The 22,811-nt window shown below is 63.4% G+C and carries 16 protein-coding genes; 9 read left to right on the top strand and 7 right to left on the bottom strand.

Annotated features, from left to right (window positions below; all coding sequences use genetic code 11):
- Window positions 1–7: 7 nt before the first annotated feature.
- Together CHU94_RS07030 and CHU94_RS07025 are read left to right on the top strand one after the other, a co-directional pair.
- Complete coding sequence (locus CHU94_RS07030; RefSeq protein ID WP_094478183.1) at window positions 8–3,163, top strand: efflux RND transporter permease subunit; 3,156 nt, start codon at window positions 8–10, stop codon at window positions 3,161–3,163.
- Window positions 3,156–4,592: an efflux transporter outer membrane subunit gene (locus CHU94_RS07025; protein ID WP_094478181.1), complete on the top strand. Its 1,437-nt coding sequence runs from the start codon at window positions 3,156–3,158 to the stop codon at window positions 4,590–4,592. Before CHU94_RS07030 ends, CHU94_RS07025 begins: the two co-directional genes overlap by 8 nt.
- 80 nt (window positions 4,593–4,672) lie before the next feature.
- Here CHU94_RS07025 and CHU94_RS07020 read toward each other — a convergent pair whose 3' ends face one another.
- Both CHU94_RS07020 and CHU94_RS07015 read right to left on the bottom strand, forming a co-directional pair.
- The gene (locus tag CHU94_RS07020) at window positions 4,673–5,506 is read right to left on the bottom strand and encodes a class I fructose-bisphosphate aldolase (RefSeq protein WP_094478179.1); all 834 of its coding nucleotides are present in this window, start codon (window positions 5,504–5,506) and stop codon (window positions 4,673–4,675) included.
- 10 nt (window positions 5,507–5,516) lie between these two features.
- On the bottom strand, window positions 5,517–6,488 hold the full coding sequence (locus CHU94_RS07015; RefSeq protein WP_094478177.1) for an aldo/keto reductase: 972 nt from the start codon (window positions 6,486–6,488) through the stop codon (window positions 5,517–5,519).
- 176 nt (window positions 6,489–6,664) lie between these two features.
- On the opposite strand from CHU94_RS07015, the gene CHU94_RS07010 reads away from it, so the two are divergent.
- From CHU94_RS07010 to CHU94_RS07000, 3 genes are read left to right on the top strand one after another with little or no spacing between them, the layout of a single operon-like run.
- Window positions 6,665–8,161: an FGGY-family carbohydrate kinase gene (locus CHU94_RS07010; protein ID WP_094478175.1), complete on the top strand. Its 1,497-nt coding sequence runs from the start codon at window positions 6,665–6,667 to the stop codon at window positions 8,159–8,161.
- Window positions 8,158–9,762: a glycerol-3-phosphate dehydrogenase/oxidase gene (locus tag CHU94_RS07005; protein WP_255033876.1), complete on the top strand. Its 1,605-nt coding sequence runs from the start codon at window positions 8,158–8,160 to the stop codon at window positions 9,760–9,762. Before CHU94_RS07010 ends, CHU94_RS07005 begins: the two co-directional genes overlap by 4 nt.
- A gap of 14 nt (window positions 9,763–9,776) precedes the next feature.
- Window positions 9,777–10,523, top strand: a complete 747-nt coding sequence (locus tag CHU94_RS07000; RefSeq protein WP_255033875.1) for a GntR family transcriptional regulator — start codon at window positions 9,777–9,779, stop codon at window positions 10,521–10,523.
- Between the two features lie 31 nt (window positions 10,524–10,554).
- On the opposite strand, the gene CHU94_RS06995 is transcribed toward CHU94_RS07000, so the two are convergent.
- Window positions 10,555–10,764: a 4-oxalocrotonate tautomerase family protein gene (locus CHU94_RS06995; protein ID WP_094478173.1), complete on the bottom strand. Its 210-nt coding sequence runs from the start codon at window positions 10,762–10,764 to the stop codon at window positions 10,555–10,557.
- A 21-nt stretch (window positions 10,765–10,785) separates the two neighbouring features.
- A complete protein-coding gene (locus CHU94_RS06990; protein ID WP_094478171.1) occupies window positions 10,786–12,435 on the bottom strand; it encodes a GMC family oxidoreductase in 1,650 nt (549 codons plus the stop codon).
- A gap of 240 nt (window positions 12,436–12,675) precedes the next feature.
- Here CHU94_RS06990 and CHU94_RS06985 point away from each other — a divergent pair, with 240 nt between their 5' ends.
- Genes CHU94_RS06985 through CHU94_RS06975 form a run of 3 tightly spaced genes read left to right on the top strand, consistent with a single transcriptional unit; the run spans window position 12,676 to window position 16,167 of the window.
- Window positions 12,676–13,707 (top strand): substrate-binding domain-containing protein, encoded by a 1,032-nt coding sequence (locus tag CHU94_RS06985; RefSeq protein WP_094478169.1) that lies wholly within the window; start codon window positions 12,676–12,678, stop codon window positions 13,705–13,707.
- 9 nt (window positions 13,708–13,716) lie between these two features.
- Window positions 13,717–15,210, top strand: coding sequence for a sugar ABC transporter ATP-binding protein (locus CHU94_RS06980; protein WP_094478167.1), 1,494 nt, complete (start codon window positions 13,717–13,719; stop codon window positions 15,208–15,210).
- A 6-nt stretch (window positions 15,211–15,216) separates the two neighbouring features.
- The gene (locus CHU94_RS06975) at window positions 15,217–16,167 is read left to right on the top strand and encodes an ABC transporter permease (RefSeq protein WP_094478165.1); all 951 of its coding nucleotides are present in this window, start codon (window positions 15,217–15,219) and stop codon (window positions 16,165–16,167) included.
- A 62-nt stretch (window positions 16,168–16,229) separates the two neighbouring features.
- Here CHU94_RS06975 and parC read toward each other — a convergent pair whose 3' ends face one another.
- Genes parC through CHU94_RS06960 form a run of 3 tightly spaced genes read right to left on the bottom strand, consistent with a single transcriptional unit; the run spans window position 16,230 to window position 21,469 of the window.
- Entirely contained in the window at window positions 16,230–18,617 is a 2,388-nt protein-coding gene (parC, locus tag CHU94_RS06970) for a DNA topoisomerase IV subunit A (RefSeq protein WP_094478163.1), read from the bottom strand.
- A gap of 6 nt (window positions 18,618–18,623) precedes the next feature.
- Entirely contained in the window at window positions 18,624–19,493 is an 870-nt protein-coding gene (locus CHU94_RS06965) for a lytic transglycosylase domain-containing protein (RefSeq protein ID WP_094478161.1), read from the bottom strand.
- Between the two features lie 5 nt (window positions 19,494–19,498).
- Window positions 19,499–21,469 (bottom strand): DNA topoisomerase IV subunit B, encoded by a 1,971-nt coding sequence (locus CHU94_RS06960; protein ID WP_094478159.1) that lies wholly within the window; start codon window positions 21,467–21,469, stop codon window positions 19,499–19,501.
- A gap of 127 nt (window positions 21,470–21,596) precedes the next feature.
- Here CHU94_RS06960 and CHU94_RS06955 point away from each other — a divergent pair, with 127 nt between their 5' ends.
- A complete protein-coding gene (locus CHU94_RS06955) occupies window positions 21,597–22,811 on the top strand; it encodes an MFS transporter (protein WP_094478157.1) in 1,215 nt (404 codons plus the stop codon).

The following is a 22,811-nucleotide window of genomic DNA, read 5'->3' as shown; positions in this document are numbered from 1 at the left end:
CTTTTCCATGGCCCAGTTTTTTATCAAGCGCCCCATCTTTGCATGGGTGATCTCGCTGTTCATCCTGGTGATGGGCGGCGTGGCGATCACACAGCTGCCCATCTCGCAGTACCCGCCCGTGGCCCCGCCGTCCATCGTCATCAACACCGCCTACCCCGGCGCCTCCGCGCAGACGCTGGAGGACAGCGTGCTGTCCGTCATCGAACGCGAAATGAACGGCTCACCCGGCCTGATCTACATGGAGTCGGTGGCTCAGGCCGACGGCTCCGGCAGCCTCACGCTGACCTTTGAGACCGGCACCAACGCCGACCTGGCCCAAGTGGACGTGCAAAACCGTCTGTCGCGCGCCAGCCCGCGCTTGCCTGCGGCGGTGACACAACAAGGTGTGCGCGTAGACAAATCGCGCGCCAACTTCTTGCTGTTCACCATGTTGTCCTCGGACAACCCAGAGCTCGACACGGTCCAGCTCGGTGACTACGCCTCGCGCAATATCGTGCCCGAGCTGCAACGCCTGCCCGGCATCGGCCAGGCCCAGCTGTTCGGTACCGAGCGCGCCATGCGCGTCTGGGTGGACCCCGCCAAATTGGCGGCCTTCAACCTGTCCACCGCCGAAGTGAATGCCGCCATCCGCGCGCAAAACGCCCAGGTGTCGTCGGGTGCCATTGGTGACCTGCCCAACATCACCGGCCAGAGCATTGCTGCCACCGTGGTGGTCAACGGCCAGCTGGGCAGCGTCGCGCAGTTTGGCAACATCGCCCTACGCTCCAACGCCGATGGCTCCGCCGTGCGCCTCAAAGACGTGGCCCGCATCGAGCTGGGTGCTCAGGGCTACGCCACCTCGGCCCGCCTGAACGGCAAGCCTGCCGTAGGTATCGGCGTGCAGCTGTCGCCCAGCGGCAATGCCATGGCCGCAGCCAAGGCGGTGCGTGAGCGCATGGAACAGCTGCAAAGCTACTTCCCCGCCGGTGTGAAGTGGAGCATTCCCTACGACAGCTCGCGCTTCGTGCAGATCTCCATCACCCAAGTGGCCCAAACCCTGGTCGAAGCCGTGGTGCTGGTGTTCCTGGTGATGTTCTTGTTCTTGCAGAACTGGCGCTACACCATCATCCCGACCATCGTGGTGCCCGTGGCGCTGCTGGGTACCTTTGCCACACTGCTGGCGCTGGGCATGTCCATCAACGTGCTGACCATGTTCGGCATGGTGCTGGTGATTGGTATCGTGGTGGACGACGCCATCGTGGTGGTGGAGAACGTCGAACGCATCATGAGCGAAGAAGGCCTGCCGCCGCTGCAGGCCACCAAAAAGGCCATGGGCCAGATCTCGGGCGCCATTGTGGGCGTGACCGTGGTGCTGATTGCGGTGTTTGTGCCGCTGGCTTTCTTCAGCGGCTCGGTAGGCAATATCTACCGCCAGTTCTCGGCGGTGATGGTCAGCTCCATCGCGTTCTCGGCCTTCCTGGCCCTGTCGCTCACACCCGCGCTGTGCGCCACGCTGCTCAAGCCCGTGGAGGCTGGCCACGCGCATGCCAAGACCGGCTTCTTCGGCTGGTTCAACCGCCGCTTCAACAGTACCGCCAAGGGCTACGAGAGCGTGGTTATGCGCCTGCTCAAGAAGGCTGGCCGTTATCTCGTTATCTACGCGGCCATCATCGGTGCCGTGGCGGTGGTCTATATGCGCCTGCCCACGTCCTTTTTGCCCGGTGAAGACCAAGGCTCCATCATCGTGAACGTGCAACTGCCCCCGGGCGCTACCCAAGAGCGCACGCTCAATGTGATGCAGCAGGTGGAAGGTTTCATCCTGAAACAACCCGAAGTGCAAAGCATGGTCGCCGTGCTGGGCTTCAGCTTCTCGGGCCAGGGCCAAAACGCGGCGCTGGGCTTTGTGACGCTCAAGGACTGGGCCGAGCGCCCGGGCCCCGGCCAGTCGGCCGAGGCCTTGGCAGGCCGCGCCTTTGGGGCACTCATGGGTATCCGCGACGCGTTCATCTTCCCGCTCAGCCCCCCACCCATCCCTGAGCTGGGCTCCGCCTCGGGCTTCACATTCCGCCTGCAAGACCGCGGTGGCAAGGGCCACGACGCGCTGATTGGCGCACGCAACCAGCTGCTGGGCATGGCCTCGCAAAGCAAGGTGCTGGCCCAGGTGCGCCCCGACGGCCTGGAAGACGCGCCGCAGTTGCAGATCGACATTGACCGCGACAAGGCCAGCGCCCTGGGTGTGGGTTTTGATTCGATCAACAGCACCATCTCCACGGCGCTGGGGTCGAGCTACATCAATGACTTCCCCAATGCGGGCCGCCTGCAACGCGTGGTGGTGCAGGCCGACGCCACCGCGCGTATGCAGCCCGACGACATCCTGAAGTTCAACGCCATCAACAACCAGGGCAAAGCCGTGCCGCTGTCCGCCTTTGCCAGCACGCGCTGGATCAAGGGCGCCATGCAAACCGTGCGCTACAACGGCTACCCCGCCGTACGCATCAGCGGTGCTGCAGCCCCTGGCTTCAGCACGGGTGCCGCCATGGACGAGATGGAAAAGCTGGCGGCCAAACTGCCTGCCGGCTTCGGCTTTGAATGGACCGGCCAGTCGCGCCAAGAGAAGCAGGCCGGCTCACAAGCCACCATCCTCTACGCGTTTGCCATCCTGGCGGTCTTCTTGTGCCTGGCAGCGCTGTACGAGAGCTGGTCCATCCCGCTGTCGGTGATCTTGGTGGTGCCGCTCGGTGTGCTGGGTGTGGTGTTGGCCACGCTGTTCCGCGGCTACGCCAATGACGTGTACTTCCAGGTGGGCCTGATCACCATCATCGGTTTGTCGGCCAAAAACGCGATTTTGATTATTGAATTTGCCAAGGACCTGCAGGCCCAGGGCAAGAGCGTGATCGAGTCGGCCCTGGCCGCGGCGCACATGCGCTTCCGCCCCATCGTGATGACCTCCATGGCCTTCATGCTGGGGGTGCTGCCCCTGGCCATTGCCAGCGGTGCGGGTTCGGCCAGCCAGCGCGCCATTGGCACCGGTGTGATCGGTGGCATGGCGGTAGGCACGGTCCTCGCGGTGTTTTTTGTGCCCATCTTCTTTGTGGTGGTGCGCAGCATCTTCAAGGGCAGCGAACGCCAGCGCCAATTTGACGCAGAACACGGACACCAGATCGGAGTGGATTCCCATGAGTAAGCCTTCTATTACACGCCCGGCCTTGCGCCTGGCCACCCTGTCAGCCGCGCTGTGGCTGGCCGGTTGCAGCTTCATCCCCACCTTCAGCCGCCCTGCGGCACCGGTGGCCGAGAGCTTCCCCACCGTGGCCGCCGCCCCTGCGCTGCCCACGGCCGAGGCCAACGCACGCAGTGCCGCCGAGACCGAATGGCAAGCCTTCTTCAAAGATGCGCGCCTCAAGCGTCTGATTGAGCTGTCCTTGGAAAACAACCGCGACCTGCGCGTGGCCGCGCTCAACATCGAGCAGACCCGCGCCAAGCTGCAAGTGGCGCGCGCAGACCAGCTGCCCACGGTGAACGCCGGCATCAACGGCAGCCGCGGCCCAGCCGCCAACGGCGCCGTCACCAGCAGCTACACCGCGGGCCTGTCAGTCACCGCCTACGAGCTGGACTTTTTTGGCCGCGTGCGCGCACTCAGCCAGGCCGCCCAAGCCCAGCTGCTGGGTTCTGAGGAAGCCCGCAAGACGGTGCAGATCAGCCTGATCGCGTCGGTGGCCAATACCTACCTGAACCTGCTGGCCGACGACGAACTGCTGCGCGCCACCCGCGAGACGCTGAAGACGCGCCAGGAAAGCCTGCGCCTCATGCAGCTCAAGTTTGACAACGATGCAGCGTCCAAGCTGGACCTCAGCAGCGCGCAAAGCCTGCTGGAGGCGGCCAAGGTGTCGCTGGCACAACTGACCCGCCAGCGCGCCCAGGACGAAAACGCCCTGGTGCTGCTGATCGGCCAGCCCCTGCCCACCGACCTGCCCGCCGGCTTGTCCATGGCAGAGCAAGGCTTGGTGGCCGACCTGCCGGCCGGTGTGCCCTCAGAGCTGCTGGTACGCCGCCCCGATGTGCGCCAGGCCGAACAAAACCTGCTCGCCCTGAACGCCAACATCGGCGCGGCACGCGCGGCCTTCTTCCCGCGCATCACGCTCACGGCCAGCGCCGGCGTAGCCAGCAACGACTTGGAGCAGCTGTTCAGCAATGGCACCAGCGCCTGGAGTTTTGTGCCCCAGTTGTTGATGCCCCTGTTTGACGCGGGCCGCAACCAGGCCAACCTGGAAGCTGCGAAGGTGAACAAGGAGATTGCGGTGGCCCAGTACGAGAAAGCCATCCAGACCGGATTCCGCGAAGTGGCCGACGCCCTGGCCGGGCGCGCCACGCTGGGCGAGCAACTGCAAGCGCAGACCGCCCAACTGGAAGCCGAAAAGACCCGCATGGGCCTGACCGACCTGCGCTTCCAGAACGGCGTGGCCAGCTCCTTCGACGTGCTGGACGCCCAGCGCTCGCTGTTCACCGCGCAACAAGCGGTGGTGCAAGTGCAGGCGCTGCAACTGCAAAACCTGGTGACCTTGTACAAGGTGCTGGGCGGCGGTTGGACGGAGCCTGCTGCAGAGCAGAAATAGTAGTCAAATAGGGCTCTAGCCTTTATGAATACTGCGCTAACAGCTCCTAATTTAGGAGCTGTTTTTGTTTCTGGCTTTGTCTACTTGCCTTCGTACAACGCCCAGGCATCTTCCGCACTGGCCCCGTTATGGATCATGGCCATCAGGGCTTTGACCACGGCTTTGGGGCTTGCGTGTTGGTACACATTGCGGCCATAGACCATGCCGACGGCGCCCTGGTCCAACAGGGTGCGAGAGCGGGCGAAGACCTGGCGCAGGTCTTCGCGGCCGCCGCCGCGCACCAGCACCGGGCAGCGGGCGGCTTCCACCACACGGTGGAATTCGTTCGCATCGGCCGTGGGGTCGGCCTTGATGATGTCGGCACCCATCTCGCGCGCCAGGCGCACCAGGGTGACGATCTTCTCGGCGTCGCCGTCCACCATGTAGCCACCCTTTTCGCTGTGCGGGCGCATCACCAGCGGTTCGATCATCAGGGGCATGCCGTATTTGTCGCAGTCGGCACGCACGATAGAGATGTTCTCCACGCACTGGCGGAACAGGTCGGGCTCATTGGGCAGCATAAAGAGGTTGACCACCACACAGGCCGCATCCATCTGCACTGCAGGCAACACCGGATCGTTCTTGTTCTGCAGAAGTGCCCACATCACCCGATGGGTGGTGGCGTTGTAGGGGTTGCCCATGTCCACGCGCATCACCAGCGCGGGCTTGGTGCGGCCCGGGCGGCGCTGCAGCAGGTCGGCCTGGCCGTAGTTCATCTGGATGGCGTCGGGCTGCGCGCTGACCAGTGCATCCACCACCGCGGGCATATCTTCCAGCCCGTCCAGAAACGAGGGCTCGTTGCAGACACCGTGGTCAATGGCGATATCCAGACAGCCGCCGTTTTGGAACAGCCGTTGGAGGCGAATCTCTTTCATGGGTTTTCCTTTAAACAATGGTGTGCAAATGGGTCTGGGCGGCGGCAATGGCCTGCAACTCCCCGGGGGCCAGCGTGATGGCGCCAGCACCGGCGTTGTCTTGCGCCTGCGCGGGTGTGCGGGCGCCGCACAAGGCCACGTCCACGTTGGACAGGGACCAGGCAATCATGAGTTGCCCATAGCTGCAGCCGTGGACCGCGCGGATGGGCTCCACCGCGGCGAAGAAATCCACCAAGTGTGCGCGGTTGGCTGCGCTGAAGCGGGGGTTATCTTTTCGCTGGTCGTCGCCCCCGAAAACGCGCGCGGGGTCGATGGGGCCGGCCAGCAGCCCCAGCGCCAGCGACGAGTAGCCGTGCACCGAAACCTGGTTGGCCCTGCACAGGGGAAGCAGGTCTTTTTCGATGCCACGGTCCAGCAGGCTGTAGCGCTCCTGAATGGCATCCACCGGGCCATAACGCAGGTACTCGGCCAGGATGGCCTCGTCGGCATTGCTGATGCCGATGGCGCGAATTTTTCCTTGTTTCTTCAACGCCAGCAGCGCTCCCATGGTTTCGGCAATGGGCGTGGTGGCGTCCTGCCAGTGGGTGAAGTACAGGTCGATGTAGTCGGTCTTCAGGCGGGCCAGGCTTTGCTCCACCTCGTACGCAATCGAATCCTTGCCCAGGTAGCGGTACACATCCTTGCCCTCTTCGTTAAAGAACAAGGTGCCGCGCTGGGTGTGCCACACCAGCCCACATTTGGTGGCCAAGACCACCTGGTCGCGCCGGCCCCGGAGGGCGGTGCCCACCAGGGTTTCGGCGTGGCCCAGGCCATAGGCCGGCGCGGTGTCGATGAAATTGACACCCGCGTCCAGTGCGGCATGGATGGATCGGATGGCCGCGCCGTCGTCATTGCCGCCCCACATCCACCCGCCCATGGCCCAGGTGCCCAGGCCGACGCCGGAGCACTGGATTCCCGACGTTCCCAATACGCTTTGCTTCATGTTCTTTCCATTGTTTGCATGCTGTGGACACATGCCATTGACACCTAGTTGTCATGACATGTCGAGGAGTTTATCGGTCCATATGTAGGTTTTTTATAGAGGTTTACCCTAGTATTGGCAAACCAGCGCATCCTGTGCTGTAATGACAAGTAATCAAAACAACAAGGCGCTTTTGCATGGCAAGTCATATCTACATAGGCCTGGACCTCGGCTCCACGAGTCTGAAAATTGCGGCGTTTGACGGGAGCTCGGGAGCCGTGCTGGCACAGGCCGGTGCGGCCATTCCCTGGCAGCGCGCGGCCTCGGGGCTGTGCCAGGTGCCCGGCACCGTGCTACGCCCCCTCATCCTGGACGTGCTGGCCCAGGTGGGCTGGCAACTGGGCGCACGGGCAGCCCAGGTGGCGGCCATGGCCTGTGTGGGCCATGGGGGCGGCTTGTATGTGGTGGACGCTGAGGGCGCACTGCAGGACGACTTTGCCGTGTCCTCCACGGACCAGCGCGCCACCCCCATTTCCAATGCCTTGGCCCGGCGCGAAGCCGGTGCGCTGTTTGCCAGTGTGGGCACCGGCCCCTGGTCGGGGCAACCCGCGATGATTGCAGCCGACATCGCCAGCCGCCGGCCAGACGCCTTCCAGCAGGCGCACACCCTGTTCTTCGCCAAGGACTATGTGGCCATGGTCTTGTGCGGTGCGCGCGCCACCGACTACAGCGACGCCAGCACCGCTGGCCTGCTGGACAGCACCAGCCGGCGCCCTGCCGCGCACGCCTTTGCCGTAGCCGACAGCGCGGCCTGGCAACCCGGCTTGCTGGCGCGCCTGCAGGACAGCGGCAGCCCGCTGGGCCCGCTGCTGCCACAGGTGGCCGCATCCACCGGCTTGTCCGCCGGCATTCCCATCGCCATGGGGGCGATCGACCTGTATGGCGCCATGGCCGGTGTGGGTGCCACCCAGGCGGGAGACACGGCCGCCGTGCTGGGCACCTGGTGCGTCAACGCCGCCGTGGGGCCCATCGACGGTTCCATCGCCCGCTTTCTGCAAGCGGGTTCGCCCAGCATCAGCAATGTGGTGCTGCTGGATGGGGGCAGCGCCGTCATGTATATGCACAACAGCGCCGCCGCCATGGCCAACACCACATGGCTAGGCGGCACCCTGCGGCTGTCGGCCCCAGAGCTGATTGATGCCGCCTTCGCCTCACCACCGGGTGCCAACGGCCTGCGCTACCTGCCCTTCATCAACGGGGGCGGCGATGCGAGTGCGGGCTTTCTGGGCCTACGCGCCTTCCATACGCGGGCGGATATGGCACGTGCCGCAGTGGAGGGCGTCTTGGCCCTGCACGCACAAAGCCTCAACGCCCTGGCCGCCAGCGGCCTGCCGCGTACGCGCCTGTTTGCACTGGGCGGCGGCGCGGCCGATGCGCGGCTCAGCGCCCTGCTGGCCACGCTGCTTGACTGCCAGGTACTCACCCCGGGTGCGGACGAGAGTGGCGCGCGCGGCGCAGCCATGTTTGCAGCCGCATCCTTGGGCCACGCCACGCAGCCACTGCAGGCCACGCTGCAGACCGTGCAGCCCACCGAGGGGCTGCGCAGCTTTTACCGCCAGTACCTGGCCAGCTTTGAAGCCCTGCGGACCGACATGGCACCCATCTTTGCCCGGCTGAACCAGCCCCTTGAATGAACCCGCCCTGCATGCACGCCACGCCCTCGCCCTCAGCCGCCTCCCCCGAGGCACACCCCCATACCCGCCCTACCAGCATCGACGGGCGCCACTTTCCGGTGGTCATCGTCGGTGCCGGCATCAATGGCATTGGCGTCTTCCGGGACCTGTGCCTGCAGGGTGTGGAATGCCTGCTGATTGACAAGGGCGACGTGGGCAGTGGCGCCAGCAGCGCCCCCTCGCGCATGATCCATGGTGGCCTGCGCTACCTGGAGAATGCCGAGTTCTCACTGGTGCAGGAGTCGGCCCAGGAACGCAACAACCTGCTGCGCACCGCGCCACACCTGGTGCAGCCCTTGCACACGGTGATACCGCTGTCCTCCCGGCTTGGAGGGCTGTTTGGCAGCGTGCTGCGCTTCTTTGGCGCACACCCGCCCGCACGCTCGCGCGGGGTGCTGGCCGTGTGGCTGGGCCTCATGCTGTACGCGCTGATGGGCCGCAAAAATCGCTCGCTGCCCGGGCACCATGTGCAAGCGACCAGCGCCGCAGACAAGGCGCTGCTGGCAGACGACGTGCGCTGGACCGCCCACTTCTACGACGCCTGGATCACCCATCCCGAACGCCTGATGCACGAGCTGATTGCCGATGGCCACCGCGCCCAGCGCCGTTCGGTGGTCAGCAACCATTGCGCCCTGACCGCCTTGCACGGCCAGCGGCTCACGCTGCGCGACACCGTGCTGGACACCGAGGTGCATGTGACGGCCGACACGGTGGTCAACGCCACCGGCGCGTGGCTGGAACAGCTCAGCACCCTGTTCAGCGTGCCGGGCGGACGCCTGGTGGGCACCAAGGGCTCACACCTGGTGCTGGACCACCCGGCGCTGCTGGCCGCGCTGCAGGGCCGCATGGTGTATTTCGAGGCCAAGGACGGGCGGGTGTGCATCGTCTACCCCTTCAACGGGCGCGTACTGGCCGGCTCCACCGACATTCCCGTGACCGACCCCGACCGGGTGCAGACCGATGCCTCCGAGATCGACTACCTGCTGGCCGTGCTGCACGAGGTGTTCCCACGCCTGCACTTTGCGCGTGAGCAGATCGTCTATACCTTTGTCGGCGTGCGGCCACTGGCCACGCTGCATTCACGCAATGCCGCGCCGGGCACACCCGGCAAGATTTCGCGCGACCACCATGTCATCGTGGACGGCCCGCAGGCAGCGCGCGCCATTGCGGTGGTGAACCTGGTAGGTGGCAAGTGGACCACCTTCCGCGCCCTGGCCGAGGAGGCCACCGATGCGGTGCTGGCACTGCTGGGCAAGACGCGAGCGGTATCCACCGCCGGCCTGCCCATTCCCGCCACCGACCTGGGCTTCGATGGGGGGGACATACAATCCCTGCGTCGCCTGTGCCGCCTGACCGGGGTGGTCCACTTGTCCGATCTGGTGCTGCACCGCAGCCTGGCGGCCTTTCTGGGCCATCTGGATGCCACAGCGCTGGAGACCCTGGCCCAGGCCGCCAGCGAAGAGCTGGGCTGGGGCATCGACAGGAAAGACTTCGAACTCAACCGGTGCCGCGCCATTCTTGTCAACAAACACCATGTGCGGCGATTGGCGGAAGTCCATTAGAAGAAAGGCTGCGTGTGAGCTCACAACCCCTGCATCTGCAACGCGATAGCGGCACCCCCTTGTGGATCCAGCTGCGCGACATCCTGCGCCAGCAGATCGTCACAGGGGAATTGGGCGTGAACGCGCAACTCCCCTCGGAAGCAGAGCTGGGCGAGATCTACGGCATCTCGCGCATCGTGGTGCGCGAGACGCTCTCCGACCTGGTACGCAGCGGGTTGATCTACAAAATCAAGGGCAAGGGCGCTTTCATTTCCACCCCCAAGCGCGATGAAGACTTCATTTCCATGGTGCTAGGCTTCTCCGACGAAATGGCGCTCAAGGGCCGCGTGGTCAAGACCCAGGTGCTGCACCAAAGCCAGCGCGCACCGGAAGAAAAAGAAGCCCTGGCACTGGGCCTGCAGAGCAACGCCGAGGTCACATCCCTGCAGCGCCTGCGCAGCGTGGACGGCAACATCCGCCTGCTGGTCAGCACCGCCATTCCCACCGATGTGGCACCCGAGCTGCACAAAATCCGGCTGGAGGACAAATCGCTCTACGAGGTGCTACGCCGCCAGTACGGCCTGCATGTGGCCAAGGCCGAACGCTGGATTGACGCCGTGCTGCCGGACGCCGAGACCATGGAGCTGCTGCAGCTGGAAACGCTGGAGCCGCTGCTGCGCATCGAGTCTGTCGCTTACACCAAAGACGGACGCGCCGTGGAGCACTACGTTGCGCTGCACCGCTGCCAGAACACCCGCCTGCACGTACGCACCCAGGCCTGAATCTCTACCTCTTTGCGGCACAGGCCGTTGCCTACGCCGTCGCTGGCGGTGCGGCCCTTCGGTCCAATACCAGCTGCCCTTCCAGCCCCCAATCCTCATCGGCCACCTCCTGGATGACGATGTGGGTTCTGGCCGGCTTTGCGCCAGCCACCCGGGCCAGGGTCTGGGTGATCTCTGCCACCAAGGTGCGTTTCTGTTCGACGCTGAGGCCACGCACGATGTGCAAGTTGACGATGGGCATGGGGTCTTATCTCCTTCGGCTTCATTCGCCCGTGCGTATCCAGGCCGCGGCCTTCTCGGCCATCATCAAGGTGGGGCTGTTGGTATTGCCACTCACGATGGTGGGCATGGCACTGGCATCTGCAATGCGCAGGCCGCGCACGCCGTGCACGCGCAAGCGGCTGTCGGTGACCGCCATGGCATCGGTAGCCAAGCCCATCTTGGCGGTGCCCACGGGGTGGAAGATGGTGGTAGCAATGTCGCCGGCCAACGCAATCAATTCGCTGTCGGTCTGGTACTGCACGCCGGGCTTGTACTCCACCGGCGCATAGGGCTGCATGGCAGGCTGCTCAAGAATGCGGCGCGCCACGCGCAGAGAGTCTGCGGCCACCTGCTGGTCGTCCTGCGTGCTCAGGTAGTTGGGCGCAATGGCCGGGGCTATGGTGCAGTCCTTCGAGCGGATGGCCACCTGTCCGCGGCTGCTGGGGTTCAGGTTGCAAACGCTGGCCGTGAGCGCCGGAAAGCGGTGCAGTGGTTGGCCAAAGGCCTCCAGGCTCAGCGGCTGCACATGGAACTGGATGTTGGGGTGCACGCGCGCTGCATCGCTGCGGGTGAACACGCCCAGCTGTGAGGGCGACATGCTCATGGGCCCGCTGCGCAAGAGCGCGTACTGCATGCCGATCTTGAACTTTCCCCAGAGCGAATTGGCCAGGGTGTTGAGCGTGAGCGCGTTCTGCACGGTGTAGACCGCGCGAATCTGCAGGTGGTCCTGCAAGTTTTGGCCCACACCTTCCATGGCCTGCACCACGGGAATGCCATGTTTGGCCAACAGCTCGGCAGGCCCCAGGCCTGACAGCTGCAAGAGCTGCGGCGTGCCAATGGCGCCCGCACACAGCACCACTTCCTTGCGGGCCGTGAGTGCAAGCGTGTGACCCTGGCGCAGCACCTCCAGCCCCCGGCACACCCGGGCGCCTTGGGCGTCGCGCGCCAGCAGCAGCTTGCTGGCCTGGGTATTGGTCCAGATGGTGAGGTTGGGCCGGCGGCGCACATCCGCGTTCAGAAAAGCCTTGGAGGTATTCCAGCGCAGGCCCGATTTCTGGTTGACCTCGAAGTAGCCCACACCTTCGTTGCTGCCGGTATTGAAGTCGTCACTGCTGGGAATACCCGCCTGTTGCGCCGCGCGGGCAAACGCATCGAGCAGCTCCCAGCGCAGGCGCTGCCGCTCCACGCGCCATTCGCCCTGGCCACCATGGAAGTCTGCCGTCGGAAAGTGCGGGGCCTGCGGGTTCGCGTCCAGCCGGTGGTGCCACTCGTGTTGCTTGAAAAACGGCAGGCAGGACGACCAGTTCCATTGCGCGTCCCGCAGTTGCTCGGCCCAGCCGTCGTAATCACGCGACTGACCGCGCATGTAGATCATTCCGTTGATGCTGGAGCAGCCGCCCAGCGTCTTGCCGCGCGGGTAGATCAGCGCGCGGCCGTTCAGGCCAGGGTCGGGCTCGGTGCGAAAGCACCAGTCGGTCTTGGGATTGTTGATGCAGTACAGGTAACCGACCGGGATATGAATCCAGTGGTAGCGGTCACGGCCGCCGGCCTCCACCAGCAAAACCGCATTGTGCGGGTCAGCACTGAGCCGGTTGGCCAGCAAGGCGCCGGCCGTTCCACCTCCCACCACGATGTAGTCAAAGTCGCTCATGCAACCCCCGCTTGGAATGCGCTGCCGAAGTACCCGCTGGTCACCATTCTCAAAATCCTCTCAAACACAAACATGTCATTACATCTTATCAAGGCAATTCAGTGAATTTGTACGGGTTTCTCCTTATATTCCAGTTATTTTTTGTGCCTTACATTCAATCCTGTCATGACAACAAAACCATGTTTCATGTCATAGAGCGGACCAGACAAGCAACTTTCCAAAAGCAATGAAGGAGTCGAAATGAGGCGTGATTTTCTGAAGACAGCTGCGGCTGCAGGTGCTGGAATGGCATCGTTGGGCGCGTTTGCACAGACTGCAAATGCTGTGGGCCTGCGTGGCAACCCCAATGACACCTACGTGATGAACGTGATGGTGAGCGGGGTGGAATACTGGTTCCCTGTTTACGAAATGTTCAAGTCATTGGGCAAATCGCTGGGCGTGAAAACCCGCTACTCGGGCACACCAGAATACGATGTGAACAAGCAGCTCGCGTCCTTTGAGCAGCAACTGGCGCGCAAGCCAGCCGGCATCTTTCTGCACCCCATGAACCCGGACCCGTTTATCGAGCCCATCGCCCGCGCAACGGCCATGGGCATTCCGGTGGTCACGTTTGCTGCAGACTCCCCCAACTCCCAGCGCGTGTCCTTTGTCACCTCCGACAACTTCCGTGAAGGCGCAGCCGCTGCCGATGCGATTGCCACCGCCATGGGCGGCAAGGGCGAATACGCCGTGTTGGAAAACCCCGGCCAGGACAACCACGACCGCCGCATCACGGCCTTTGTGGACCGCATGAAGTCCAAGTACCCGAACATGAAGTTGGTGGGCCGTGCCGCTACCAACCAGGACGCCAACAAGGCTTACCAAGCCGTGCAAAGCCTGATTCAGGCCAACCCCAACCTGGGCGCCCTGTTCATGCCAGAAGCCAACACCGCATTGGGTGCGGCGCAGGCCAAGGTCGAATCGAAGAAGGACATCAAGGTGATGTGCTGCGACGTGAACGCCAAGATCCTGGACATGATCAAGTCGGGCGACGTGTTCGGCTCCATCAACCCCAACCAGGGCATGCAGGGTTTCGCGGGCATGATGCTGCTGTTCATGGCGAAGAACACGGCGCTGATCGACCCCATGAACGACGCCAAACGCGCGGGTCGCAACCCCATGTCGGTGCCCTTCCTGGACAACGGCCTCTCGGTGGTGACCAAGGCGAATGCGGATGACTTCTACTGGGACAAATACCTGAGCCGTCGCGGGACCAAGGGTATCAACGAGTAAGGACTGAGGATGCTGCTCGAATTACGTGGAATCAGGAAATCATTTGGTGCGACCCATGCACTGGCGGGGATTGATTTTTCGTTGGACAAGGGACAAATCCACGCCGTCTGCGGAGAAAACGGTGCAGGCAAATCCACCCTGATGAAGGTGATCGACGGCATTCTGCAACCCGATACCGGACAGCTCCTGATGGAGGGGGGGCCGGTTTGCATCAAGGATCCCGGGCATGCAGCGCAGCTCGGGATCTCGCTGGTGCACCAGGAAATTTCACTCTGCGGCTGCGCCAGCGTGGCCGAGAATATTTTCATGTGCGAAGTTAACCAGTCGCCCCGGCTGCTGATGGACTACGCCGGCTTGCAGGCGCGTGCTCGCGCCCTGTTACAGCGCCTGGGTAAAGACCTGGACACCGCCACCCTGGTAGAGAACCTGAGCCTGTCCAACCAGCAACTGGTGGAGATTGCCAAGGCGCTGGCGCTGGACTGCAAGATCCTCATCCTGGACGAGCCGACGGCGGCCCTGACCGAGGTGGAGTCCCAGGCGCTGTTCAAGGTGCTGCATGAACTGGCCGATGCGGGCATTGGCATCATCTACATCAGCCACCGCATGGCCGAGATCTTTGAACACTGCTCGCATGTGACAGTGCTGCGCGATGGTGCCAGCGTATTCACCGGCACCATCGCAGACACTACGCCCGACGAACTGATCAAGAAGATGGTGGGGCGTGAACTGGGCAGCTACTACCCGGAAAAATCCACCGCCGTGGGAACCGAGCCGCTGCTCGACGTGAAGGACATCAGCGATGCGGACTTGGTCAAGTCCGTCTCGCTGCAGATACGGCCTGGCGAGATACTGGGCATTGCCGGCCTCATGGGCGCGGGCCGCTCCGAAATTGCCAAGGTCATTTGCGGCATCACGCCCCAAACCGGTGGCAGCGTGGTGCTGCACGGCAAGCCCGTGGACACCCGCAACTACCAGCGCGCGCTGGCGCACGGCATTGCCTACCTCAGCGAGGACCGCAAGTCGGAGGGGGTGTTCCTGGAACTGCCCATCCGGTCCAACATTGCCTCCATGGCACTCGCCCGCGTGCGGTCCAAGTTCTTCACGGTGGACGCAGCCAAGGAAACTGAACAGGCAGAACGGCTGGGCCGGCGCCTGAAGCTCAAGGCCAGCAGCGTGGCCGCCAACGCCGACAGCCTGTCGGGCGGCAACCAGCAAAAGGTGGCCATTGCCAAGCTGCTGGCCACCAACCCCAAGGTGATCTTCATGGACGAGCCCACCCGCGGTGTCGATGTGGGCGCCAAGGCCGAGATCCACCAGGTGCTACGCCAGCTGGCCAACGACGGCGTGGGCGTGGCTGTGATCTCCTCAGAGTTGCCCGAAATCATTGGCCTGTGCGACCGCACCCTGGTCATCCGCCACGGCAGCGTGGTGGGCGAACTACGCGCCGAAGCCACCACCGAAGAATCGATTTTGCGTCTGGCCTCGGGCCTGACCCAGGAATAAGACCCCATGAAACTCAAAACCAGCAACCTCCGCGAAGCGGGCCTCATCGTCATCATCGCCGTGCTGTGCACAGCCATGTCCTTTGCCTCCGAGTTTTTCCTGACCTGGGAAAACATCCGTGCCATGCTGCTGTCCTTTGCCATCGAAGGCATCGTGGTCGTCGGCATGACGGTGCTGCTCATCGTGGGGGGGATCGACTTGGCAGTCGGCTCTGTTGTCTGCCTGGCCATGGTCATCGTCGGGGCCCTGTTCCTCATGGGCCTGGACCCGTGGTCAGCCAGTCTCATCGCCATTGCCGCCAGCGCCTTCATCGGCCTGTGCATGGGGCTGTGCGTCACCAAGATTGGCCTGAGCCACTTCATCGCCTCGCTGGCCTTCATGGTCATCGCGCGCGGCCTGAGCCTGGCTGTAACTCAGGGCACACCACAGTCGCTATTCGCCCTTCCACCGGCGTTCAAGGCCATCGGCCAGGGCACGGTGGGCGGAGTGCCCATCGTGATCCTGATCTTTGCGGCTATCGTCATCGTGAGCGACTTTGTGCTGCGCAAGTCCACACTGTTCCGCAAGGTGTTCTACACCGGCAGCAACGAGCGCGCCGCCATGTATGCGGGCATCAACGTCAACAAGGTCAAACTGTGGGTCACCGTGTTGTGCGCCACCATGTCGGGCATTGCCGGGGTCATCTACACCGCCCGCTTTGGTGCCGCCACGCCCACCTTCGGCGTGGGTATGGAGCTCAACGTCATAGCTGCAGCGGTGATTGGCGGGGCCAGCCTCAAGGGTGGCTCCGGCACCATCTACGGTGCGGTGCTGGGCCTGGCCCTGCTGTCGGTGGTGACCAGCTCGCTGATTTTGCTGGACGTGTCGGTCTACTGGCAGGACGTCATCAAAGGCGCCATCCTGCTGCTGGCCGTGTCACTGGACCATTGGATGAACACGCGAAAATCACGCAAATAACGCCAAAAACCACGTGAAATATGCGCAAGCAGCACCTAAATCAGGAGCACTTGCGCCCTCACTCACTCCACCCGCGTAATCCGGTTCGGCTTGAAGCCCAGATCTGCCGCCTTGCCCTTGCGACCGCGCGCGGCACGGGCGTTGTTGAGGCTGCGGATCTCCAGGGTTTCGTCGCGCTCTTTGCCGCCGCGGCCGATGCCATCAATACGGATGCTGCGCGTGTAGGCCGCGGCGCCCGCCAGGGTGTCTTTGGCTTCCAGGTCAATCAGCATGAGGCCGCGACCGCCATTGGCCATCTGCTTGAGCTCGGTGATCTCGAAGGTAAGGATGCGGCCACCGGTGGACGCGCAAGCCACGTGGGTGGCCGGTGCTACGACAGTCGCCGGGGTGCCCGCCACGGTGACCTTGCCTTGTGCCCCCGACACGACGGACGGCGCACACAGGGTTTCGCCCTCGCCCACACCCACAAAGGCCTTGCCGGCTTTCTGGCGGGAGGTCATGTTCTCGACGCTGGCGATAAAGCCGTAGCCGCCGCTGCTGGACAGCAGCAGCTGCGCGCTGGCCGGGCCCGCGAGGTAGTACAGAATTTGCGTGCTGCTCTCCAGCTCCAGCAGCGTGGTGACCGGCTGGCCGTCGCCCCGCCCGCCGGGCAGCGCGGACACCGGTACGGTGTAGATGCGCCCGTTGGAACCAAACACCAGCAGCGTGTCCACCGTGCGGCACTCGAAGGTGCCGTACAGGCCGTCACCCGCCTTGAAGGCGAAGGTGGACGCCTCGTGGCCATGGCCGGTGCGGGCACGCACCCAGCCTTTTTCAGACACCACCACGGTCACCGGTTCGTCCACCACCTTCACTTCGGCCACGGCTTTTTTTTCGGCCTGGATGAGGGTGCGGCGTGGGTCGGCAAAGGTCTTGGCGTCCGTCTCAATCTCTTTGACCATCAGGCGGCGCAGTGCGGCGGGGCTGTTGAGGATTTCTTCCAGCTTGCCTTGTTCGGTGCGCAGCTCGGACAACTCCTGCTCGATCTTGATGGCTTCGAGCCTTGCCAATTGGCGCAGGCGAATTTCCAGGATGTCTTCCGCCTGGCGGTCGCTGAGCTTGAAGCGTTCAATCAGCGCTGCCTTGGGTTCATCCGACTGGCGGATGATGGCAATCACTTCGTCGATGTTGAGCAGGACGGTCTGGCGACCTTCCAGAATATGGATGCGGTCCAGCACCTTGCCGAGGCGATGGCGGCTACGTTTTTCGATGGTCGTCTGGCGGAAGCTGATCCATTCGGTCAGCATCTGGCGCAGCGACTTCTGCGTAGGCCGACCGTCCAGCCCTACCATCGTCAGGTTAATGGGCGAAGACGTTTCCAGGCTGGTGTGGGCCAGCAGTGCCGTGATCAGCTCCTGCTGCTCCACGGTGCGGGTCTTGGGCTCAAACACCAGGCGCACCAGCGCGTCCTTGTTCGATTCATCCCGCACCACATCCAGCACGCTGAGGATGCTGGCCTTGAGCTGCGTCTGCTCCTGGCTCAAAGCCTTCTTGCCGGCCTTAACCTTGGGGTTGGTCAGCTCTTCGATTTCTTCCAGCACGCGCTGGCTGCTCACGCCGGGCGGCAGCTCCGTCACCACCAGCTGCCACTGGCCGCGTGCCAGGTCTTCAATCTTCCAGCGTGCACGCACTTTGAGCGAGCCGCGGCCGCTTCGGTAGGCATCGGCAATGTCGGTGGCACTGCTGATGATCTGGCCGCCACCGGGGAAGTCGGGGCCGGGGATCAGCGTGAACAGGTCGTCGTCGCTGAGCTTGTCGTTCTTGACCAGCGCCACGCAAGCATCGGCAATTTCGCGCAAGTTGTGGCTGGGGATTTCGGTGGCCAGGCCCACGGCAATGCCGCTGGCGCCGTTGAGTAGGCTGAAGGGCAGGCGCGCAGGCAACTGGCAGGGTTCTTCGGTGGAGCCGTCGTAGTTGGGCTGGAAATCCACCGTACCCATGTCGATCTCGTCCAGCAGCAGGCTGGTGATCTTGGCCAGGCGGGCCTCGGTGTAGCGCATGGCCGCAGCGCCGTCGCCATCGCGGCTGCCGAAGTTGCCCTGGCCGTCCACCAGCGGGTAGCGCTGCGAAAAGTCCTGCGCCATGCGCACCAGCGCGTCGTAAGCGGATTGGTCGCCGTGCGGGTGGAAGCGGCCCAGCACATCGCCGACCACACGCGCACTCTTGACCGGCTTGGCACCCACATTGCCATTGGCACCGCCAAAGCCCAGGCCCATGCGCGACATGCTGTACAAAATGCGGCGCTGCACCGGCTTCAAGCCGTCACACACATCGGGCAAGGCGCGGCCCTTGACGACGGAGAGGGCGTATTCGAGGTAGGCGCGCTGGGCGTAGGTGGCCAGGTTCAGTTCGCCCTCCTCACCAGGAGCGGCGGGTTCGGGGATCAAATCAAGCGTGGTTTGGTCAGTCATGTTTCTTCAGTCTGCGATGCGGGAATCCGGCGCTGGCGGCAGCTGCAGCGGCGCCACCATATTGCCGCGGCCAGCGGCGCCACCCAAGGCCACAGCCTGGGCAGCGCCAGGCGCTTTGAGTAAATAGGGATCACGGGCACCAGCCAGCACATAGCCTTCGCCGTAAGTAACTTTCACGGGGCCATTGGTGGACTTGGCCTGGGCAACAGGCACAGGCTTGAGCGCGGCATACAGCTCGCCCACAGTGGCCACGTAGTTTTGGGTTTCCTTGAAGTTGGGCACCTTGTTGCCCGCGCGTTGCACCGCGCCCTCCCCCGCGTTGTACGAGGCCAAAGCCAGGTCCAACCGGCCCGGGAACATGTCGATCAGCAAGCGCAGGTAGCGTGTGCCCAGGTTGACGTTGATTTTGGGATCGGCCAGTTTGGTTTCTATCGACAGCCAGCGGTCGCTATCCACACCAAAACGGCGCGCCGTGTCGGGCATCACCTGCATCAGGCCAATGGCACCCTTGGGGGACACTGCGGCGGGGTCGAACCCTGACTCGGTTGCCACCAGGGCCTGCAGCAGCTCGTAATCCACGCCGTAGCGGGCGGCCGCGGTCTGGAGCAGCGGCTGGATCTTGCGGTAGCGCGGAGACGATTCAAAAAACTCGGCCAGCTTGGGGTGAATCTCTGGCGCAGCGGGAGCCGCGGTTGCCGGGCTGGTCTGGGGCGCTGGCACCATCGGCGCACGGTAAAACAGGCTGTAGCGGGCATCCACCTGCTCGGCCGCAAAGTGGCTGTGGCCGTCCGCATCGACCCATACCCAAACGTCTGCCTTGGTATGAAATGAGGCCAAAGCCCCCGTCAATAGTGCGCAAGCAGCTACTATTTTCATAGCAATCAGACGTCAATCTCCACCGAGTCGCCGTGCAACTCCATGAGCTCACGGCGCGCGGCGGCCTCGCCCTTGCCCATGAGTTTGGTAATCAGGGCCTCGGTCGCACCAAAGTCGATGGCACCCAACTCCACGGGCATGAGGCGGCGGGTGTCGGGGTTCAGGGTCGTGTCCCACAGCTGCTCGGCGTTCATCTCGCCAAGACCTTTGAAGCGGCTAATGGACCAAGCGCCTTCGCGCACGCCTTCTTTGCGCAGCTTATCCAAGATGGCGGTGAGCTCGCCCTCGTCCAGCGCATAGGCCTTGCTGGCAGGCTTTTTGCCACGCGCAGGCGCATCCACGCGAAACAGCGGCGGGCGGGCCACAAACACATGACCGGTTTCAATCAGTTTGGGGAAATGACGGAAGAACAGGGTCAGCAGCAACACCTGGATGTGCGAACCGTCCACGTCCGCATCGGACAGGATGCAGACCTTGCCATAGCGCAGGCCACTCAGGTCGGGTGTGTCGTTGGGGCCGTGCGGGTCTACGCCGATGGCGACAGAGATGTCGTGGATTTCGGTGTTGGCAAAGAGGCGATCGCGGTCTACTTCCCAGGTGTTGAGCACCTTGCCGCGCAGGGGAAGGATGGCCTGGTTTTCCTTGTCGCGGCCCATCTTGGCGCTGCCGCCGGCGGAATCACCCTCGACCAGAAACACTTCGTTGTAGGCAATGTCGCGGCTCTCGCAGTCGGTCAGCTTGCCGGGCAGCACGGCCACGCCGCTGCTCTTGCGCTTCTCCACCTTCTGGCCGGCTTTTTGCCGTGTTTGCGCGGCCTTGATCGCCAACTCGGCCAGCTTCTTGCCATAGTCCACGTGCTGGTTGAGCCACAGCTCTAGCGCCGGGCGCACAAAGCTGCTGACCAGGCGCACCGCGTCGCGCGAGTTCAACCGCTCCTTGATCTGGCCCTGGAACTGCGGATCCAGCACCTTGGCGCTCAGCACATAGCTGGCGCGGGCGAACACGTCTTCTGGCATGAGCTTCACACCCTTGGGCAGCAGGCTGTGCAGCTCGATAAAACCCTTGACCGCGGTGAACAAACCGTCGCGCAGGCCGCTTTCGTGTGTGCCGCCCGCGCTGGTGGGGATCAAGTTGACATAGCTTTCGCGCACCGGCTGGCCCTCTTCGGTAAAGGCCACGCACCAGCTGGCGCCCTCGCCTTCGGCAAAGGTGTCGTTGTTGCCATCGGCATACCCTTCACCGTCAAACATGGGGATGACCGGGTCGGCCGTGAGTGTCTGGCCCAGGTAGTCTTTCAGGCCACCCTTGTAGAGCCAGTTCTGGCTGTCTTTGGACTTTTCATTCACCAGCGTCACGCTCACGCCGGGCATGAGCACTGCCTTGCTGCGCAGCAGGTGGGTCAATTCGCCCATGGGCAGCACGGCGGATTCAAAGTATTTGGGGTCCGGCCAGACGCGCACCGTAGTGCCCTGCTTGCGATCGCCCTCGCCCGCCTTGCGCACCTGCAGGGCTTCGGTCACATCGCCCCCTTCAAACACGATGCGCGCCACCGAGCCCTCGCGGTAGGTGGTGACTTCCAGGCGCTTGCCCAGTGCATTGGTCACACTCACCCCCACACCGTGCAAGCCGCCGGAGAAGCTGTAGGCGCCACCCTTGCCCTTGTCGAACTTGCCGCCCGCATGCAATCGGGTGTAGACCAGCTCGATCACGGGAGCCTTTTCCTCGGGGTGCATGCCAAACGGAATACCGCGGCCGTCGTCTTCGATGCTCACCGAACCATCGGCATGCAGCGTGACTTTCATCTTCTTGCCGTGGCCGGCCAGCGCCTCGTCGGCCGCGTTATCCAGCACCTCCTGAATGATGTGCAGGGGGTTGTCGGTGCGGGTGTACATGCCCGGGCGCTGTTTGACGGGCTCCAGGCCCTTGAGCACACGGATCGACGATTCGGAATATTCGGGGGTGGGTTTCACTGCCATAGTGGGCGAATTGTAGTGGTGGCTGGGGAAATAACTGTATGCATATACAGAATACACCAGCCTTCGTGTCGTCGAGTTTGTCACAGGCGCTGCAGCAGGGCCACGGCAAACGGGCTACATTTCAGCGATGACTTCGTCTCCCAAACCGCTTTCCATCGTCCAGATCCTGGCCTGCGGCGCCACCATCGTGACCTTGTCCATGGGCATCCGCCACGGCTTTGGCCTGTGGCTACAGCCCATCACCCAGGCCCAAGGCTGGACGCGCGAGACTTTCGCCTTCGCCATTGCCATCCAAAACCTGGTGTGGGGCCTCTCTGGCATTTTTGCCGGCATGGTGGCAGACCGCTTTGGCGCCTTCCGCGTGATTGTGGGTGGGGCCGTGCTGTACGCACTAGGCCTGGTCGGCATGGCCTATGCCAACACGCCGCTGCTGTTCTCGCTGTCCAGCGGCGTGCTGATTGGCATGGCGCAGGCGGGCACCACCTATGCAGTCATTTACGGCGTGATCGGGCGCAATGTTCCGCTGGAGAAACGCTCTTGGGCCATGGGGGTGGCGGCTGCAGCCGGATCATTCGGGCAGTTTTTGATGGTCCCGACCGAAGGCTTTTTGATTGGCAGCCTGGGCTGGCAGCAAGCGCTGGTAGTACTGGGTGCGGCCGCCTTGCTGATGATCCCGCTGGCCTGGGGCCTGCGCGAGCCCAGTTTTGGGGGTGCTACCCCCCCCCAGCGCGACCAGTCGATTGGGCAGGCGCTGCGCGAAGCCTTCCAATACCCCAGTTTCCAATTGTTGATGGCGGGCTACTTTGTCTGTGGTTTCCAGGTGGTGTTTATCGGCGTGCACATGCCCAGCTACCTGAAAGACAAAGGCCTGTCCCCCCAGGTGGCCAGCTACGCGCTGGCGCTGATTGGCCTGTTCAATGTGTTTGGCACCTATGCCGCGGGCGTGCTGGGCCAAAAAATAGCCAAGAAAAACATCCTGGCGTTTATCTACTTGGCCCGTGCGGTGGCCATCAGTGTGTTCCTGGTCGTGCCTTTGTCGCCCGCCAGCGTGTACGTATTTGCATCCGTCATGGGCCTGTTGTGGCTGTCCACCATCCCACCCACCAATGCCACCGTGGCGCAGATTTTTGGTGTGGCGCATCTGTCGATGTTGGGGGGATTTGTATTCTTCAGCCACCAAATTGGCTCCTTCATGGGGGTCTGGCTGGGCGGCTACCTGTATGACAAAACCGGCAGCTACGACATCGTCTGGTACATCGCCATTGCACTGGGTGTATTGGCGGCGCTGGTGAACCTGCCGGTGCGTGAAGCTCCCATCCAGCGCACCGCGTTGGCGCACTGA

It is taken from the genome of Rhodoferax sp. TH121 (genome assembly GCF_002251855.1).
Taxonomy (GTDB): Bacteria; Pseudomonadota; Gammaproteobacteria; order Burkholderiales; family Burkholderiaceae_C; genus Allorhodoferax.
The sequence above is the reverse complement of the archived record's forward strand: the minus strand, read 5'-3'. Positions and strand labels throughout refer to the sequence as shown.

Bases quoted from the DNA above. Each gene is read 5' to 3' on its own strand.
- CHU94_RS06965 (WP_094478161.1), bottom strand. From the start codon at position 19,493: ATGAAAATAGTAGCTGCTTGCGCACTATTGACGGGGGCTTTGGCCTCA.
- CHU94_RS06980 (WP_094478167.1), top strand. From the start codon at position 13,717: ATGCTGCTCGAATTACGTGGAATCAGGAAATCATTTGGTGCGACCCAT.
- CHU94_RS07030 (WP_094478183.1), top strand. From the start codon at position 8: ATGGCCCAGTTTTTTATCAAGCGCCCCATCTTTGCATGGGTGATCTCG.
- CHU94_RS06990 (WP_094478171.1), bottom strand. From the start codon at position 12,435: ATGAGCGACTTTGACTACATCGTGGTGGGAGGTGGAACGGCCGGCGCC.
- CHU94_RS06955 (WP_094478157.1), top strand. From the start codon at position 21,597: ATGACTTCGTCTCCCAAACCGCTTTCCATCGTCCAGATCCTGGCCTGC.
- CHU94_RS07015 (WP_094478177.1), bottom strand. From the start codon at position 6,488: ATGAAGCAAAGCGTATTGGGAACGTCGGGAATCCAGTGCTCCGGCGTC.
- CHU94_RS06985 (WP_094478169.1), top strand. From the start codon at position 12,676: ATGAGGCGTGATTTTCTGAAGACAGCTGCGGCTGCAGGTGCTGGAATG.
- CHU94_RS06995 (WP_094478173.1), bottom strand. From the start codon at position 10,764: ATGCCCATCGTCAACTTGCACATCGTGCGTGGCCTCAGCGTCGAACAG.
- CHU94_RS07010 (WP_094478175.1), top strand. From the start codon at position 6,665: ATGGCAAGTCATATCTACATAGGCCTGGACCTCGGCTCCACGAGTCTG.
- CHU94_RS07005 (WP_255033876.1), top strand. From the start codon at position 8,158: ATGAACCCGCCCTGCATGCACGCCACGCCCTCGCCCTCAGCCGCCTCC.
- CHU94_RS06975 (WP_094478165.1), top strand. From the start codon at position 15,217: ATGAAACTCAAAACCAGCAACCTCCGCGAAGCGGGCCTCATCGTCATC.
- CHU94_RS07025 (WP_094478181.1), top strand. From the start codon at position 3,156: ATGAGTAAGCCTTCTATTACACGCCCGGCCTTGCGCCTGGCCACCCTG.
- CHU94_RS07020 (WP_094478179.1), bottom strand. From the start codon at position 5,506: ATGAAAGAGATTCGCCTCCAACGGCTGTTCCAAAACGGCGGCTGTCTG.
- CHU94_RS06960 (WP_094478159.1), bottom strand. From the start codon at position 21,469: ATGGCAGTGAAACCCACCCCCGAATATTCCGAATCGTCGATCCGTGTG.
- parC (WP_094478163.1), bottom strand. From the start codon at position 18,617: ATGACTGACCAAACCACGCTTGATTTGATCCCCGAACCCGCCGCTCCT.